This window comes from Psychrobacter sp. 16-MNA-CIBAN-0192 (assembly GCF_040309565.1).
Classification (GTDB): domain Bacteria; phylum Pseudomonadota; class Gammaproteobacteria; order Pseudomonadales; family Moraxellaceae; genus Psychrobacter.
In genome coordinates this window covers 118,598-135,625 of sequence record NZ_JBEOOX010000005.1, presented here as the reverse complement: position 1 = coordinate 135,625, position 17,028 = coordinate 118,598, and the positions used below count along the sequence as shown (strand labels likewise).

Sequence of the window (17,028 nt, the reverse complement as noted above, 5' to 3'; positions counted from 1 at the left end):
TTGGGGTTAAGAGCTATTACGCCATTATTTATTGAGCTTGAGACTCTAATAATTGAACATAATGCGCAAATAAATGACGATGGGTTATCAATTCATCAAAGGTAATGGCGAATATACCATGACCACCATTGGCAAATTTGAGCCAATCAAATTGAATATCAGGATAAGCTTGGTTCAATGCCCACTCGCTGTCGCCGACTTCACAAATTAATAAGCCTTCAGGACTTAAATAATCCGCAGCGTTATATAAAATATGATGCACCAAATCTAGCCCGTCTTGTCCAGCAGCTAGTGCATGCTCAGGCTCATATAAAAACTCAGGCGGCAAGTCTGCCATGATAGCGGCATCCACATACGGCGGATTGGTCACGATAAGCTCGTATTGATGCTCAGGTGGCAGCTTATCAAATAGGTTGGATTCAATCACATTTACTTGATGGTTTAAGTCGTGATGATCCACATTGACCATTGCTACTTCTAAAGCACTTTTATCAATATCAACGGCATCAACCAATGCATCGACAAAACGCGTTGCCAGTGCAATCGCAATACAGCCAGAACCCGTACACATATCCAAAATGCGCTCAGGCTGTGACAATTGCATCACCTCAAGCCCGTGTTCATAAAATTTGGACGCCTGTTCAGTGCCTTTTTTGCCAAGCGGCTTTGCCAACTCGTTAGCATCGAAATAAGGATAAAACTGCTGTTGAATCAGCTCAGCAATTGGTGAACGTGGAATTAAGACGCGCTCATCCACATAAAACGGCAAGTCACAGAAATAAGCTAAATTAATCAAATAGCTAAGCGGCTTACGTTCAGCAATACGCTCTTCTAATAATGCCAATACCGCCTGCTTTTCTGAAGAAGTCAAACGACAATCCAAAATCTGCTCATCAGCTGACCAATCAAGCGACAACGAATGCATGACAATGGCTGAAGCTTCAGCGAACTCGTCAGTTGTTCCTTGCGCCACGACTACCTCATAGTTGCGCAACTGAGTGACACCAAAGCGGATAAAATCGCGAATGCTAAATAACTGCTCACGAGCTTCTTCAAGCTCTGCATGCAGGGTGGCAAACTGACTGTGCTCTGTGAGCGATCCCGTTTCGTCCGCTGCAAAGTCATGATCGGAATCAAGGTCAAACTCATGCGACTCATGACCGCTAAAATACTGATTCTGAAAATCTTCTGCACTGATGGTTTGGTGTTCTGACATATCTCACCCTATTGGTTACATGCACACTGACTAGCGATTCATTGGCGACATGCTAATGGATTAATTAAAACTTGTTAGCGCATTATAGACATAAACGTTATGTAGCGCCAATAACTGTCACCGTTAGTTTAATAAAAACTCTAGCGACAAAATCCTTTGCTAAACATATTAAAGCTATCTCCCCACTTTTTTATCAATAAAATCCTCATTACTGCCCCTTCCTTAATCTAGTTTAACTTTTATAAAGAGAGTGATAAAAAGCAATAAAGCGTTATAAAAATATTGAACCAATTATTTAGGTTATAAAAACTATGCTAATAAATATTGCCAGAATGTCTGCCCTACTATACATAGCGCTTAACCCAATCATTACTGTATTGTACGTTATACGTCAGCAACTGCTACGCAATCACCGATTCTATCAAAAACAGTCATCAAAAATTTGCGCAGTGCCTAAATTATGCGCATAATAGCCCCATTAAACTTTTAACTGTGACTCATTATGATGACCATAAAACCTCTTGTTATTTCTATGACCATTGCTGCACTGAGTGCAACCGTTAGTATCAGTGCTTTTGCTGCGCCTACTGACAACAGTCGCCCGCTACCAGTACGTACAGCAGATAAAATGTCTGACCTTGCCGTAAAAGCCAGCCTGAGTGTCCAAGAAAACCGCAGCCACGCCACCAGTAAAAATACGGCAACTGCAAAATCAATCAATCAATACAAGACCACAACCCAGCCCAAAGCTGCCACTCAACCCAAAGCAGCGGCTCAGGCAGGCACAAAGCTTGCCGCTGACAATATGAGTGTGACAGAGCTTACTCGTAAAGATGATCAGTCTGATGATATCAATGGTGGTCAAGCAGTCGCTGACCCTGGCAGCACCGCCTCTTATGATCCGTTTGCCACGCATGACTTTTCCTTGCCAAGTGGTGGACAACGTCTCGCTATCAATGATGCCAATAACGATGCCGCTATCAAAAGCATTGAAAGTATCGATGGTAAAAAACATACCACGCTGAACCTATCTAATTATGCCAAGCAAGTGAATGAGTCAGTTTGGTCACCAAACATGAAGGTCAACTCAGCAATGACCATCAAAATGCAAGCCTTGCTCGATTGGAACCATGCTTCTCCGGGCGCTATTGATGGCGGTTGGGGCATGAACAGTAAAAAAGCATTGATTAACTTCCAAAACATGCGCGGTCTACCCGCTACTGGAAAAATGGATCAAGCAACGTGGGATACCCTTAATAAAAATATTCCAGCGAACAAACCAGTTTTAGTGACCTATACGTTGACCGATGAAGACCTTAATACCAACTTTGCTGTGACTCCAGCGGGCGCTGAAGAAAAATCTAAAATGAAAGGGTTATATTATCAAGATATCAAAGAGATGCTCGGCGAACGCTTCCATATGGATGTGCGCTATCTTGATAAATTGAACCAAAATAAAACCTATCAAGCCGGTGAAACTGTGACCGTTTTGAATACTCGCGCCCCATTAAAAGAGCGTATTACCCGTGTGGTTGCCAGTAAAGCCGACAAAACCTTATACGCTTATAATGGCGATAAATTGGTTGCCACCTACCCAACCACCGTTGGTAGTGACAGCACGCCATCACCACAAGGCAGCTTTAAAATTGTTAATAAAGTAAAACTACCTTGGTATAAAGCTACCGTTGGTGAAGGCGCTCAGAAAAAAGTCCATATGTTACCGCCAGGTCCAAACAGTCCAGTTGGCGTCGTATGGATGGGTTTATCTAAGCCCTCTTACGGTCTGCATGGCTCACCAAAACCTGAAGGCATCAGTCGTCAAGCATCCGCTGGTTGTGTGCGCTTAACCAACTGGGATGTGCTAGAGGTTTATGCCAATATCGAAAATGGCGCAACGGTTGAGCTAAAATAAAATACTTTTAAAATTTTAAACGTAAAAAAAGACCCTTAATATGGGTCTTTTTTTATGCCTGACGCTTTGTACTTAATTTCATGTTATTTATAGAGGATTATGTGCTCCTAAACTTTATAACCTTCCTCGTTACCTGTGATATTACCTATTTTTTTAGTGAAGAACAGTCCAGCAGGTATTGAGACTAAGATACCAATGGCAACGGCAATTTGGATATGCGGAATTTCATTGAATCCTGATAATAATGCAGCAATCATGAAGATACCGACGATAACGGTAGCTGCCATTGAGTAAATCATAGAGAAAAGGGGCCATTTCATAATATAATCCTCATACTTTGTGTGGGTATAACTCATTTATACGCTATATCCCTACTTATAGTAAGCTTTTATTATAGACCGCTTAGCCATTTATAAAGGCTGACTTTTGTTTAAAACCATGTTAATATCATGGAGTTAATTGAAGTCTTGTAATAATTGGCTTTTTAGCACTAATAAATGATGTCTTTTGCCAATTCTCTTATTTACCTTGCTATATGCCTCTCCGTTCTATACCTACCTCCTTCTCTACTTTGTATACGATCCTTTTTTAAAAACATAAGCTTTGCTGTGTACTACTTGCTATATATTAATAGCGGCGAAAAGTAATGGGTTCTTGGCTAATTTTCAGTACAATAGCCTGTCTTTTTTATCTAGCCAGCCTTACTACTATGCCAATACCTACTGACCACGCCGATTCAAATAATCAAAAGAGTAATCAAAAGAATAGTCATCCAGCCTCTATTGATGATAATAGAGACCTTGATTCTGCTGGATATCAAGATAATGAAAATACGATTAACAGTGAAAGTACTAACAGAGACCGCGGTAATAACAATATTGCCCTTACTGCCGGTTTAGATAATGTTGATATAGAAACAGAAGCTGCTCAGCCCCTAGAAGCCAAAATAACCTTATCTTCTCCCAGTCCTGATGTGGCGATTGCAACATTAGAGACTGCTGATTCTGAAGTGGTTGCTACAGAAATTATTGATGCTGATTCTCCTAACTATACTGTAGCTGTTATAAAGAGCGATAAAAACATAGAACAGTCTAAAGACACCTCATCTAAAGCCTCTGATGAAACTGTCTCTGAGAAGTCGGCAGATTTTGGCGATACAGATACAAGTAGTTATGTTAATGATGATATTAGTGCCAAAACTAGTGACGCAGAATTACTCGAAGAAAACCTAGAAGAAGCGAGGTTAATAGAGGAAAGCTTACGCGCAGAAGACTTATCCGATGATGAGATTATTGAAAAAAAACAGGAGGTTATCGAGGACAAAAAAGAATCCAAACTTGAGTCTTATAAGCAATTTGTCGCTGAGCAATTTAGCCATCAAAAAGTAGATTATCCAGAGGTTCGGGTATCTATTGAAGCCAATGCGCTGCCCAGTAAAATGTATTTTATGATGAATGTGCTATCCGCTATTATTGCCAGCTATGGACTGATAGCCAATTCAGCTGCTGTGGTTATTGGCGCGATGTTGGTAGCTATGATGCTAGGACCTATCACCGGTGTGGCATTAGCGATTATTGATTATCGGATGCCATTACTGCGGAAATCATTATTTACGGTCGCAGCTGGCGCGTTATTGGTCATTATGGTAGGTTTTATCATAGGGTTACTGCACCAAGACCAACCGCTTACTGCTGAGGTATTATCACGTACCCAACCAACGTCGATGGATTTAATGATTGCACTTGCCGGCGGTACAGCGGGGGCTTATGCGATGGTATCGCCACATTTATCGGTGGCTGTAGTTGGCGTAGCAGTAGCGACCGCACTGGTGCCACCACTCGCCTCAAGTGGTATTTTATTTGCTCATGGTGAGATAACGCTAGGGCTCGGTGCGGCGTTACTGGCTTTAACCAATATTATCGCCATTCAATTTACCAATGCGATGGTATTGTGGTTTTTAGGGTTTAGGCGTTTGGTAGATGATGATTATCAGTCCAATACCTATTGGACATTTTTAAAGCGTAATGCGGTGCCTTTATTATTACTCATTGGCTTAGGGGTTTATCTTACCATTAACCTAAATAATAGTGCGCAGCAGCAAGCTTTTGAGAATATGGTGGAAGCCACTATTAATCGGCATTTTGAAGATAAAGGCAATGTGCTGACCAACACCCAGTTTAATGAAGCCAACGGCAATCAAATTATTCGTGCGGTCATTCGCGGGGAAACCACGCCAACATCCTACGATGTTCAGCAGATTGAAGACACTATCAGTCAAGACCTTAATAAGAATGACCCGAATCACTTACCTATCAAGCTTCAACTACGCTATATGCCGATACAGGTTATTGAGTCCGATCCGCTCATTCAAGAAAAATTGAATAAAAAAGATATGACTATGCTGACCAATTAGTATTGGCTCATAACACGACTTAATCCTATTAAGTCTTAATGAATAACACCGTCCAACGGATATCGTTTGCCAAGTGCGCTAATGAGTGTGCTAAAATCGCTGACAAAATATTTTATCTATCATTTACTCAATCATTCCATTGCCAGTAAGGAGCCGCTGTGAGCCAGCCTTTTCGCTCAGCCGATATTCGCCAAGCTTTTATAGACTTTTTTGTGAGCAAGCAACACACTGCCGTCGCTTCATCAAGCCTCATTCCGCATAATGACCCTACCCTGTTATTTACCAATGCGGGTATGAATCAGTTTAAAGAAACCTTTTTGGGCATGGAACCTCGCGATTATACGCGTGCTGTCACCTCACAAAAATGTGTCCGTGCCGGCGGCAAGCATAATGATTTGGATAACGTAGGCTACACCGCACGCCATCATACGTTCTTTGAGATGCTAGGTAATTTCTCGTTTGGCGACTACTTTAAACAATCGGGTATTGGCTATATCTGGGAATTTTTAACCAGCGCTGAGTGGCTAGCGATTGATAAAACGCGTTTATACGTGACCATTTATCATACTGACGATGAAGCGTTTGATATTTGGCATAATGATATCGGCTTGCCAGCAGAGCGTATTATCCGGATTGGCGATAATAAAGGCGCACCATACGCCTCAGACAACTTTTGGACGATGGGCGATACGGGTCCTTGTGGTCCTTGTACCGAAGTATTTTATGACCACGGTGCCGATATCGAAGGCGGCTTGCCTGGTACACCTGAAGAAGACGGCGACCGCTATATTGAGATTTGGAACTGCGTCTTTATGCAGTTTAATCGCCAAAAAGACGGCTCGATGTTGCCATTGCCTGCGCCTAGCGTCGATACTGGTATGGGTCTTGAGCGTATCAGCGCCATTATGCAAGGCGTTCATGGCAACTATCAAATTGACTTATTTACCCATTTGATGGATGCTGCGGCGGCAATTTTAAATATTGAAAATGAACAGCAATCATCACTAAAAGTAATTGCTGACCATATCCGTGCTGTCTCGTTTTTGATTGCTGACGGTGTGATGCCAAGTAACGAAGGTCGCGGCTATGTGCTACGTCGTATTATTCGTCGTGCGGTGCGTCATGGTAACAAGCTTGGCGCGGAAAGTGATTTCTTTTATCAAATGGTTGCGCCATTGGTTGCTGAGATGGGCACTGCTTATCCTGAACTTATCGCCAAACAAAACGTGATTGAAAACGCCATTTTAAAAGAAGAAACTCAATTTGCCAAAACATTGGCGCAGGGTTTGCGTTTATTAGCCACTGAGCTTGAAGGCTTGCAAGAAGGCGATGTGTTATCTGGCGAAGCCGCATTTAAGTTGTATGATACTTACGGCTTCCCTGTCGATTTAACCGCAGATATTACCCGTGAGCGTGGTATTAGCATCAATGAGGCGGAGTTTGACACGCATATGCAAGCGCAACGTGAGCGCGCGCGAGATGCAGGTAAATTTGACGTTGATTATAGCAGCGTAATTCAAGTCGAGACACCAACGACCTTTATTGGTTATGAGCAACTGCATGATGATAATGTTAATATTGTTGCGCTCTATCAAGATGGTAAAGCTGTCGATAGCTTAGCCGAAGGCATGGAAGGCGTTGTGGTTCTTGACCGTACGCCATTTTATGCTGAAGGTGGCGGACAAGTCGGCGAGCTTGGCGAGATTCGTACCGCGTCAGGCGTCTTTGAGGTTCAAGATACTAAAAAGTCCGGACAAGCCATTATTCACTATGGTGTCGTCACCATGGGCGAAATAAATGCCAAGCAAGTGGCTGATGCACAAGTTCTGTCTAGTACTCGTGCGGCAAGTGCCAAAAATCACTCTGCGACCCATTTATTACACGCAGCTTTACGTCAAGTATTGGGCAGCGACGTGACGCAAAGAGGCTCATTGGTTTCCAGTGAAGTCCTACGTTTTGACTTCTCTTATGACAAGCCTGTTAGCCCTGCCGAACTCAGCAAAATTGAACGCTTAGTTAATGAGCAAATCCAAGCCAACGCCCCTGCTTGTATCGAAAATATGTCTATTGATAAAGCGATGGACAAAGGTGCCATGGCTTTATTTGGTGAAAAATACGGTAGCGATGTTCGCGTTTTAACCATGGGTACGGATGTTATCGTTGATGGTAAGCAGCAGCCGTTCTCTATTGAGCTGTGTGGTGGCTTGCACGTTGAGCGTACTGGCGATATCGGACTGTTAAAAATCATCAGCGAGGGCGGTATTGCCGCGGGTATTCGCCGTATCGAAGCCGTTACTGGCATGAATGCGGTAAAATATATTCAGCAAAGTGAGCAGCAATTAAGTGAGTTGGCTGGTCAGCTTAAAGTTAAACGTCCAGAAGTCGCTCAGCGTGTGCGCACTATGAGCGAAAAACAACGTGAGCTTGAAAAACAGCTTGAACGTTTAGAACAAAAAATTGCCAGTGCCCAAGCAGCGAACTTGCTCGACAACGTACAAACCATTGCTGGTACACCTGTATTAATCAGCACCTTGAACGGTGTCGATGGCAAATCTATTCGTACCTTAATGGACGATATCAAATCCAAACTGCCTGACAGCGTGATTGTACTTATCGGCGATAAAGACGGACAATTGGCATTAGCAGCGAGCGTAGCGAAATCCGTCATGGCAAGCGTAAAAGCAGGTGACATCATTCGTCATTTGGCAGGTGAGCTTGGTGGTAAAGGCGGTGGTAAGCCAGATTACGCCCAAGGTGGTGCGCCAAAAGTCGATAACAGTGCTGCCGTGATTAACGCGCTACCCACTTGGCTTGAAAGCCAACTTGGTTAGAAAATTCGGTAGACGTTACTGTCACGGCTTGGCTGAATGTTACGGTTGATTATGAGTGTCATAACTAATTACCATCTATTTAACCGCTCTCGTGGCTTAAATTTATCGGTCAAATATGGTATAACGTGTAACAGTTAGTCAAAACGTGATTGCAGCGCTTGGTTCTACCTTATAGCTTCACCAGACGACATTGTATTTATAACATCGTTTTTATCATCGTGATACTTTTGCTAATTCGGCTTTATCAAGGTCAGCTTTTCTCATTATGACATTCATCATGAGGCAAGACTGGCAGATGGCCATTGATGAATAATAGGTAATCTCTTTATGGCATTAATCGTACAAAAATACGGCGGCACGTCAATGGGCAGTATTGACCGTATCAAAAATGTCGCTAAGCGTATCAAACGCTGGCATGATCATGGTCATCAAGTGGTCGTTGTCGTCTCTGCCATGAGTGGCGAAACCAACCGTCTGATTGATTTGGCGCGCCAGATTAGCAGCCAGCCTGATCCACGTGAATATGATCAAATGGTATCGACGGGCGAACAAGTTTCTATCTCATTACTTGCCATGGCAATTAAAGAGCTTGGCGTTGGTGCACATTCCTTTACCGGTCGCCAAGTAGCGATTAAAACCGACAGCGCCCATAATAAAGCGCGCATTGAAAGCATCGATAGTCAGAATATCCGAGCGCAATTAGATGCTGGAAATGTCGTTATCGTGGCAGGTTTTCAAGGCATGGACGAACACGGTAATGCCACAACTTTAGGACGTGGCGGCTCAGATACCACTGGTGTGGCGATTGCCGCTGCCTTGGGCGCTGATGAATGTCAGATTTACACCGACGTTGATGGCGTATACACCACTGATCCACGTGTCACCTCAAAAGCCAAAAAACTTGAAAAAATTACTTTTGAAGAAATGCTAGAGATGGCAAGTCTTGGCTCCAAAATTTTGCAGATTCGCTCTGTAGAATTTGCAGGCAAGTATGGTGTGCCATTACGTGTGCTATCCAGCTTTGATGAAGACACCGATGGCAGCTTTGATCAAGACTTTCAAGACAATGTCGGCACCCTAATTACGATAGACGAAGGAGACAACATGGAACAGGCAATCATCTCAGGTATCGCCTTTAATCGCGATGAAGCAAAAATTGTGGTACGCGATGTGCCTGATCACCCAGGTATCGCCTCTGCAATTTTAAGCCCAATCGGTCGCGCAAATATCGAAATTGACATGATAGTCCAAAATCTATCGACCAATGGCATGACTGATTTTAGCTTTACCGTCAATCGTACCGACATGGAAAAAACCATGAAAGTATTGAATGAAGAAGTTAAAAATGAAATCGGTGCCAAAGAAGTGCTTGGTAACAGCGATGTGGTAAAAGTGTCTCTTGTTGGTGTTGGCATGCGTTCACATGCAGGCGTTGCTAGCCTTATGTTCCAAACGCTGGCTGAAAATAACATCAATATTCAGATGATATCGACCAGTGAAATCAAAGTGTCCGTTCTTATCCAAGAGCAGCATCTAGAAAAAGCAGTTAAATCTTTACATACTGCCTTTGGACTTGATCGTGAAGACGGTGAAAGTAAAGTTGCTGGACAATAATTTAATAAAACAGTAATTTAAAAATATTAAAGTAGTTCCTTCACTATCATTAACCGTTTTCCATTAAATAGGGTCTACTTCGACCCTATTTTTTTGTCTCTTTGTTGCTAGGATTAAGGTGTTTGGTAGATGGGTAGGTATTTACCGCCCAGTTTTATTAAAAACCGTGACAGTCCCTACTCTGACACTTATAATGACTCGTTCATTTGGGCTAATGAATTCACCTTTTATCACCCCTATTCGCACCATCTCGGTGAGTGCTTGACTATTGTAGATTTTTCTAGGCATTATTTTTTGAGAAAAGACACAAGCGTCATGAATAAGTGATATCCTGCAACTGAGATATAATGTAATGAGCAATATTTGTTTAATGCGACATAAGGAGTGTGACGCATGTTAATTTTAACACGCCGTGTGGGCGAAACCTTGATGATAGGCGACGAGGTCAGCGTGACTGTCCTTGGAGTTAAGGGTAATCAAGTACGAATTGGTGTGAATGCGCCAAAAGACATTGCTGTGCATCGCGAAGAGATTTATCAGCGTATTCAGCATGAGCGTTCGGTACAATCGCAGATGCAGCATCTTGAGCAAGGTAGCTTTGCACCATCCTTTGATGATGAAGACTATTTTAATCGCTAAAGTGTCGCATGTTTGGCTTTTCAGCCTTCAATTATAGGCACAGGCACTATTATCTTTCACTGTTAATCATTAAGCATAGAGTAAGCAAATATCGCTTCTTCGTTTTGCTTTAAGGTCATTTACTTATGGGTATCCGCCAATCAGACGTTTCGGCTTTACTTAATGGCTTACATAAAAAAGCCATTGGATTTAGTGATGTTATCAGCTTTATTGATGACTTCTATCTTTATGAGCCTGCACCATTTGTGAATGGTATGCTACATAATGCTGCGGGCGAAAATGAAGGCAGTGCCAAGATTTTTGGTTTTGCTAAACTTCATGGATTAAATCAGTTGGACACTTTAGCATTGTTTGCTGAGCATTACGCCAATGTACAGGCTATGCCAAATGGTACTGAGCACGCCAATATCCGTAATTTTTTACATTGGGGCTGGCAAGGCTTTTTAATGCAGCATAATCCGCTTTCAGAAATATAGAACTATAAGTGACTGATGCTCATTGATTAGCGCTAAGCTGATATCAGCAAAGTATCACTTATTATGCTATAAAGTGTAGAAAACATAGAAAATACCAGTAATAAAAAAGCCACGCTATCTAACTAGCGTGGCTTTTTGCTTTTAACTCATTTTAAAGTCAGTATTTTCAAAGCTGATTCGCCTAGATTTGGTACCATTAGTATCAAATCTAGCAACTCTCTTTCTAATATTTATTTATTGCGAAACTTGACCGGTTGCGTAGCCCCTTTAGGATTGGGCATATTAGGATAATGATGTTCATGCTCAACATCACACTCCGCACCAACCACCGTACCGTCATTCTTTATTGGCTTATGAATATAACCGGTGCGTTCGCTGGGCGCTAAGTGTTCATGCTCCCAAATCATCACCGCCTGCAGACAGGTTTCGCGCTGCTCACTCGTTAGCCGACGTCCATCGTCCCATTTACCAATCTCAATCGCTAAGCGAAATTTATCGACCAACTCTGGTGTTAACGTTGCTAATATTGTGTCTTTATTCATAACGTTAAGGTTCCTCTGCCCTTGCTTTACAATTTTTTCACTATGACACCAATTAATGCTGGCTTATTATCCATCAATAATATCATCATCGCTATCAAGACTGAACTCTTCAGCATGGACGTTCCAGTGCAATTTGGTACGACACGCCTCATAAAAATCAAATCCTGGCGGGTGCAAAAGGGTCAGCTTGTCGGGATGCTTGCGGATATGTAAGCGCTGATTTTTCTCGATTGGTATACCTTGCTTGCCATCTGCGCTGACCATAGGCTGGGTGCGATTGTCCTCATGAATGCGAATAATAATCTCACTGTTACCACTGACCACAATAGGGCGGCTCGATAACGTGTGCGGATGCATCGGCACCAAACATATCGCATCCATACTAGGATGAATAATAGGACCACCACCCGACAAGGCATAAGCCGTAGAGCCGGTTGGTGTTGCCACAATCAAGCCATCACTATGCTGACGATAAACATCATGACCATCAATTTTCAATTGAAAATCAATCATATGTACCGATTTACCCGCATGTAACACCATATCATTCAACGCCATATCTTGATGAATGATATTTTGCCCTTCTCGAATCTCCATCGTCAATAAAAACCGGTGATCAAGCTTATAATCACCCATTAATACTTGACGCAGTTTTAATCCTACTTCAGTCGGCTTAACGTCTGCTAAAAATCCCAGACGACCACGGTTGACACCTAGCACCGGCACACGATAACGTGCCAGCGCTTCTGCAGCATGCAATATTGACCCGTCGCCACCAACCACAATCACTAAGTCGCAAATCTCCCCAAGCACATTACGCTCAACGATTTTTACTTTTTCTATCTCGCTGAGGTCTAACGTTGGCAAGCTTGCCGTATCCACATCCATTATCAATGTTAAACCCATCTCATTAACAGTTTGGGCAACTTTTAGCAGACTTTGAATGACGCTACGTTTTCCTGCGCGTCCCATCAGACCGATGCGCCGAAAAGCAGGGTTTTTAATAGCATGAAGCAGCTCTGATTCATGTAAAGGTGGCAATCTGTCTGATTGCTCTGAGTTTTCCATAAAACGACCCAGTATGACGTTAAAATAGGCGACAATGATAGCGATAAATGAGCGCTTAAACTAGCATGTTTTGCTAATCTTGGTTGTTAACAGTGTTAATTGCCCCTATATATCAACAATGATGCAGTATTTTTAATAATACTACGCTATTTACCAGTCTATTATTTTACAGCTACCTCATAATATAAGAACTTAATTATCCTTTTTACAAATTATGTTGGCAGCTATTACAGTTACCACAATCATTAAAATCAATTCACAACGCTTTAGATTTAAGCCGTCACGCAAACACAATTGACAATAATCGCGGTTTTGTTAGAGTAGCGAATATCTATTTTATTTTATTTATATTTTTTATTGAGGATACAAATATGGCTAATCCTATTGTCAGTCGCGCAGAGCTTGCAATCGGCGGTGCGCCGATGACCGTCAAAGGTGTAATCCAAAAAACCAGTCTATTATTAGGGCTCTCTGCCCTAACCGGTGTGGGGTTTTTCTTTTATGCTTTAATGGCAGGGCTGTCGCAAGGTTTTATCACCATAGCAGCCTTTGGTAGTATGTTTGCTGCCTTTGGTTTGGCAATGTTTATTACTTTTAAACCACATAAAGCTAAGACTTTTGCGATACCCTACGCGATATTGGAAGGTATCTTTTTAGGTGGCATTTCACTGTTCTTTATGCGCATGTACCCTAGCGTTCCTGTGACAGCGATGTGTGCGACCTTCGTTACCGCGGCAGTTATGTTAGGTTTATACCGTTCGGGTTTGGTTAAAGTAACGCAGAAGTTCCGCTCGATTGTGACCTCGGCGCTTATCGCAATTATGCTGGTTTATGTTGCGCAGTGGATATTGTCATTAGCCTTTGGTTCAAGTCTGCCATTTTTATTTGAAGGTGGCATGATTTCTATTGGCTTTAGCTTATTTGTAATTGTAATTGCTTCATTTACACTGCTAATGGATTTTGACAATATTGACCGTGGCGTTGCAATGGGCGTTTCTGAAGACTATGAATGGTTATTTAGTATTGGTATTCTTGCCACACTTGTTTGGATGTATATTGAATTTATGCGTCTTCTAAGCTACTTACAAGACTAAAACGCTTATTAAAGCAAAATGTTTCTTATAATAAAAACCGCCTGTCATTAAATATGATAGGCGGTTTTTTTAGGCTTTATATATTTTAATAATGTGAATTATGAATATCATTTTAAATAATTACTAAGCACGTTTAAGACGCAATGCATTTAGAACTACCAATAATGAGCTGAGTGACATGCCAATAGCGGCAAGCCAAGGTGGCACATAGCCAAATACTGCTGGTATTAGAGCGGTAAAGTTATAACCCAATGCCCAGCGGAAATTTTGCTTAATAATACGTTCGGTTTTATCAGCAATATGCTTAGCTTTGGCAATGGCTTCAATTTGACCATTTAAAATAATACTGTCACTTGAAACTTGCGCCAAATCGGCAGCACCCGCTATAGACGTCGATACGTCTGCAGCAGCAAGGACGGGCGCATCATTGATACCGTCGCCCACCATCAATACCACCGCACCCTGCGCTTGTAACTGCTGAATATGATCCACCTTTGCGGACGGTGATAAGCCATTATAGGCGGCTGGCATGCCTAACGACTTGGCTATCGTCAATGCTTGCGGACTGGGATCACCAGTTAGCATGACAGTTTCGATACCCAATGCTTTTAGTTTATCCATCATCGGCTGCGCGGTATCACGTACTTTATCATTAAAATAAAAACATGCCAGTCCTTGCCAGATTTCAGAGGAGTGCTGGTAAGATAGCACCACTGCTGAGCTGGCTCGATTCTTGGTTAGGTCAATATTTACTCTGCCGTCAATAGCATTATCAATATTCAAAGCAAAATCAGCATGACCAATTCGATATAACACGCCATCAATTAAAGCTTCTACGCCGCCAGCTGGATAATGCTGTAGATTTTGAGTGGCAGGCAAATGCAATTGATAAGCAGCAGTGAGCAGCGCGTGAGCAATCGGATGACGGCTGCCCACTTCAAGGGCAGCAGCAATGGACAATAATTTGTCTGTTTGTATTGATGTTTCGATTTCAGTTTCAATATCGATGACAGAAGACGTAAGCAGCTCAATGTTTAATAAATTTGGCTTACCATAAGTAAGCGTACCGGTTTTATCAAAAGCGACGTGAGTAATTTCTGCTAGGGTCTGTAAGGTATGTCCGCGCGTAGTTAGAAAGCCATAACTTGCTAAGCGATTGGTTGCCACCGTCAGCGCAATCGGTGTGGCAAGTGATAACGCACAAGGACAGGTCGCAACCAAGACGGCAACCGTTGCCCAAAGCGCTTGGCTTGGGTCAACGATATACCAGCCGATAAAGACCAGTACGGATAACACAAGAATTCGCGCCACGAACCAACGCGCCAACTTATCCGCTTGTTGGGCAAGCTTTGGCTTTTCACTCAAGGCACGGTTCATTAGCCTATCAATTAACCCAATTTGACTGTCTTCTGTCAATGCTGTGACCAGCATCACAAACGGCTGACTGTCATTTTGTGAGCCACCAACGATATAATCACCTGCAGTTTTAAGAATCAAATCGCCCTCACCCGTCAACAAGCTTTGCGAGACGGTGGCAGTTTGACTGAGTAAAATACCATCACTAATGATTTCAGCACCGGCGTCAATCATGATGATATCGCCTACTTGTAAGCTCTGGGCGGTGACCATATGTTTAGTGTCTTGTTGCCCTGCTGATTTTAATTCTGTCGTTAAATCGCTTAATTTCTCTGTCGGTTGGTTATCTAATTGACGATCTAACTTTTGGTCAACCGACTGTTGCCATGCGCTAGCAATCGTAGAGGTTAGTGCAAACGTACTGGCATCTATACCTTGCATAAAATCCGGCATAGACGCTGGTATAGGATCCGTCTTAGTAGCAAGTGTATTAGCGTTATTATTAACAATGGACTCATTATCATACGTTTTTAAATGCTGAATGATTTGCGCGGCAGCTTCTTTATCTTCAGCAATTTTTTGCACTAATATTGGCTCAACCACGACTAAGTCATTGGCCATGGTTGCTGCTTTTAAGCGCGCATTGTGTTCAATATACCGCCCTGCCAGTAAGAAAAAGATGAACATACTGACCGAATCATAATAAGTTTGTCCATGTCCAGCAATCGTGGCATAAAGGCTGGCAAAAAAGGTCACTATCAAGGCGATACTAACCGGCACATCCATATTGACTTGGCGCACGCGAATGGCTGACCATGCTGAGGTAAAAAACGGTACACCTGAATAAAAAAATACAGGAATACTGACGAATAACGACACCCAACGTAAAAAATCACGCTGCATTATCAGCATGTCACTATATTCACCAAAATAGAGCGCAACAGCATACATCATGGCTTGCATGGCCCCAAGTGCAGCAATACCTAGGCGCAACAGCATCTTATTGGTATGTTTTGCCAGCATGGCTTCATGAGTATCTTGCCGATACGGTTTGGCTTCATAACCAATCGCATTAATCACTGCTAAAATACGACTAATGGGTAATTTACTTTCATCCCAGACAATACGCATGCGCTGATTGGTCAAATTTACCTGACATTTTTCAATCCCATCAATCTCATACAATCGCGATTCAATCAGCCACGTACATGCTGCACAGCGCAAGTTATTAACAGATAATTCAGCCACCGACATGCCATCTTGAGCATATACAAATTGCGACTTAATCTCATCGTGATCATACGCCTCTAACCGATTAAGCTCAGTTGGCAAACTCGCGGTACGGTTAATCTCTGAGCGATCAAGGTAATATTGCTCAAGTCCTGCTTCTACGATACTTTGTGACGCCAGCTGGCAGCCCATACAGCACATTTCACGTGATGCACCCAATATATTTGTATGAAAAGGCGGACGTGGCACCGGATCACCGCAGTGAAAACAATGTCCGACTGGCGGTAACACCAATCCTACGATAATAGAGTGGTCATCATAAGTATTAGTAGAGGATAAGGCGCTGGACATGGCAGATATAATTTCCTTTAGACAGACGTTCTTGATGCTAATACGGACTGACAATCGGTATTATGAATTCGCCCTTATTATAAAGCACTTATATAAGCTGTTTACTAGAACTACCGATAGGATACCTAGCTAACTTAATATAGATATTTAGGATAAAGCGAGACTCCGATTAGTATACACCCTACGCGCCTGCCATTACTGATTCATCGCGTTGATGATGAGAGATTGAAAATTTTGTCAATTTGCGTCATTATGGAGCAGTTTTTTTATCCCCAAACGGTGCCTT

11 protein-coding genes and 1 pseudogene are annotated in these 17,028 nt (G+C 42.5%); 7 read left to right on the top strand and 5 right to left on the bottom strand.

What is annotated here, in order from left to right:
* Positions 1-28: 28 nt before the first annotated feature.
* Complete coding sequence (prmB, locus tag AAEY78_RS06195; protein WP_352338203.1) at positions 29-1,216, bottom strand: 50S ribosomal protein L3 N(5)-glutamine methyltransferase; 1,188 nt, start codon at positions 1,214-1,216, stop codon at positions 29-31.
* 502 nt (positions 1,217-1,718) lie between these two features.
* Here prmB and AAEY78_RS06190 point away from each other — a divergent pair.
* Positions 1,719-3,128 (top strand): L,D-transpeptidase family protein, encoded by a 1,410-nt coding sequence (locus tag AAEY78_RS06190; RefSeq protein ID WP_352338201.1) that lies wholly within the window; start codon positions 1,719-1,721, stop codon positions 3,126-3,128.
* A gap of 107 nt (positions 3,129-3,235) precedes the next feature.
* Here the strand turns inward: AAEY78_RS06190 and AAEY78_RS06185 are convergent, their stop codons facing one another.
* On the bottom strand, positions 3,236-3,448 hold the full coding sequence (locus AAEY78_RS06185) for a hypothetical protein (protein WP_352338199.1): 213 nt from the start codon (positions 3,446-3,448) through the stop codon (positions 3,236-3,238).
* A gap of 389 nt (positions 3,449-3,837) precedes the next feature.
* Between AAEY78_RS06185 and AAEY78_RS06180 the strand changes: the two genes are divergently transcribed.
* The 5 genes and pseudogenes from AAEY78_RS06180 to AAEY78_RS06160 all read left to right on the top strand — a co-directional run bounded on the left by AAEY78_RS06180 (position 3,838) and on the right by AAEY78_RS06160 (position 11,101).
* On the top strand, positions 3,838-5,541 hold the full coding sequence (locus AAEY78_RS06180; protein WP_352338198.1) for a DUF389 domain-containing protein: 1,704 nt from the start codon (positions 3,838-3,840) through the stop codon (positions 5,539-5,541).
* A 158-nt stretch (positions 5,542-5,699) separates the two neighbouring features.
* The gene (gene alaS / locus AAEY78_RS06175; protein ID WP_352338196.1) at positions 5,700-8,372 is read left to right on the top strand and encodes an alanine--tRNA ligase; all 2,673 of its coding nucleotides are present in this window, start codon (positions 5,700-5,702) and stop codon (positions 8,370-8,372) included.
* Positions 8,373-8,699: 327 nt separating this feature from the next.
* On the top strand, positions 8,700-9,986 hold the full coding sequence (locus tag AAEY78_RS06170; protein ID WP_352338195.1) for an aspartate kinase: 1,287 nt from the start codon (positions 8,700-8,702) through the stop codon (positions 9,984-9,986).
* 393 nt (positions 9,987-10,379) lie between these two features.
* Positions 10,380-10,547: pseudogene (csrA, locus tag AAEY78_RS06165) on the top strand (carbon storage regulator CsrA); the annotation flags it as partial.
* Positions 10,548-10,750: 203 nt separating this feature from the next.
* Positions 10,751-11,101: a HopJ type III effector protein gene (locus AAEY78_RS06160; protein WP_352338193.1), complete on the top strand. Its 351-nt coding sequence runs from the start codon at positions 10,751-10,753 to the stop codon at positions 11,099-11,101.
* A gap of 230 nt (positions 11,102-11,331) precedes the next feature.
* On the opposite strand, the gene AAEY78_RS06155 is transcribed toward AAEY78_RS06160, so the two are convergent.
* On the bottom strand, positions 11,332-11,643 hold the full coding sequence (locus AAEY78_RS06155; RefSeq protein WP_352338191.1) for a YeaC family protein: 312 nt from the start codon (positions 11,641-11,643) through the stop codon (positions 11,332-11,334).
* Positions 11,644-11,709: 66 nt separating this feature from the next.
* A complete protein-coding gene (locus AAEY78_RS06150; RefSeq protein WP_352338190.1) occupies positions 11,710-12,711 on the bottom strand; it encodes an NAD(+) kinase in 1,002 nt (333 codons plus the stop codon).
* A 371-nt stretch (positions 12,712-13,082) separates the two neighbouring features.
* Between AAEY78_RS06150 and AAEY78_RS06145 the strand changes: the two genes are divergently transcribed.
* A complete protein-coding gene (locus AAEY78_RS06145) occupies positions 13,083-13,805 on the top strand; it encodes a Bax inhibitor-1/YccA family protein (protein ID WP_352338188.1) in 723 nt (240 codons plus the stop codon).
* Positions 13,806-13,928: 123 nt separating this feature from the next.
* On the opposite strand, the gene AAEY78_RS06140 is transcribed toward AAEY78_RS06145, so the two are convergent.
* Positions 13,929-16,742, bottom strand: a complete 2,814-nt coding sequence (locus AAEY78_RS06140) for a heavy metal translocating P-type ATPase (protein ID WP_352338187.1) — start codon at positions 16,740-16,742, stop codon at positions 13,929-13,931.
* Between the last annotated feature and the right edge of the window lie 286 nt (positions 16,743-17,028).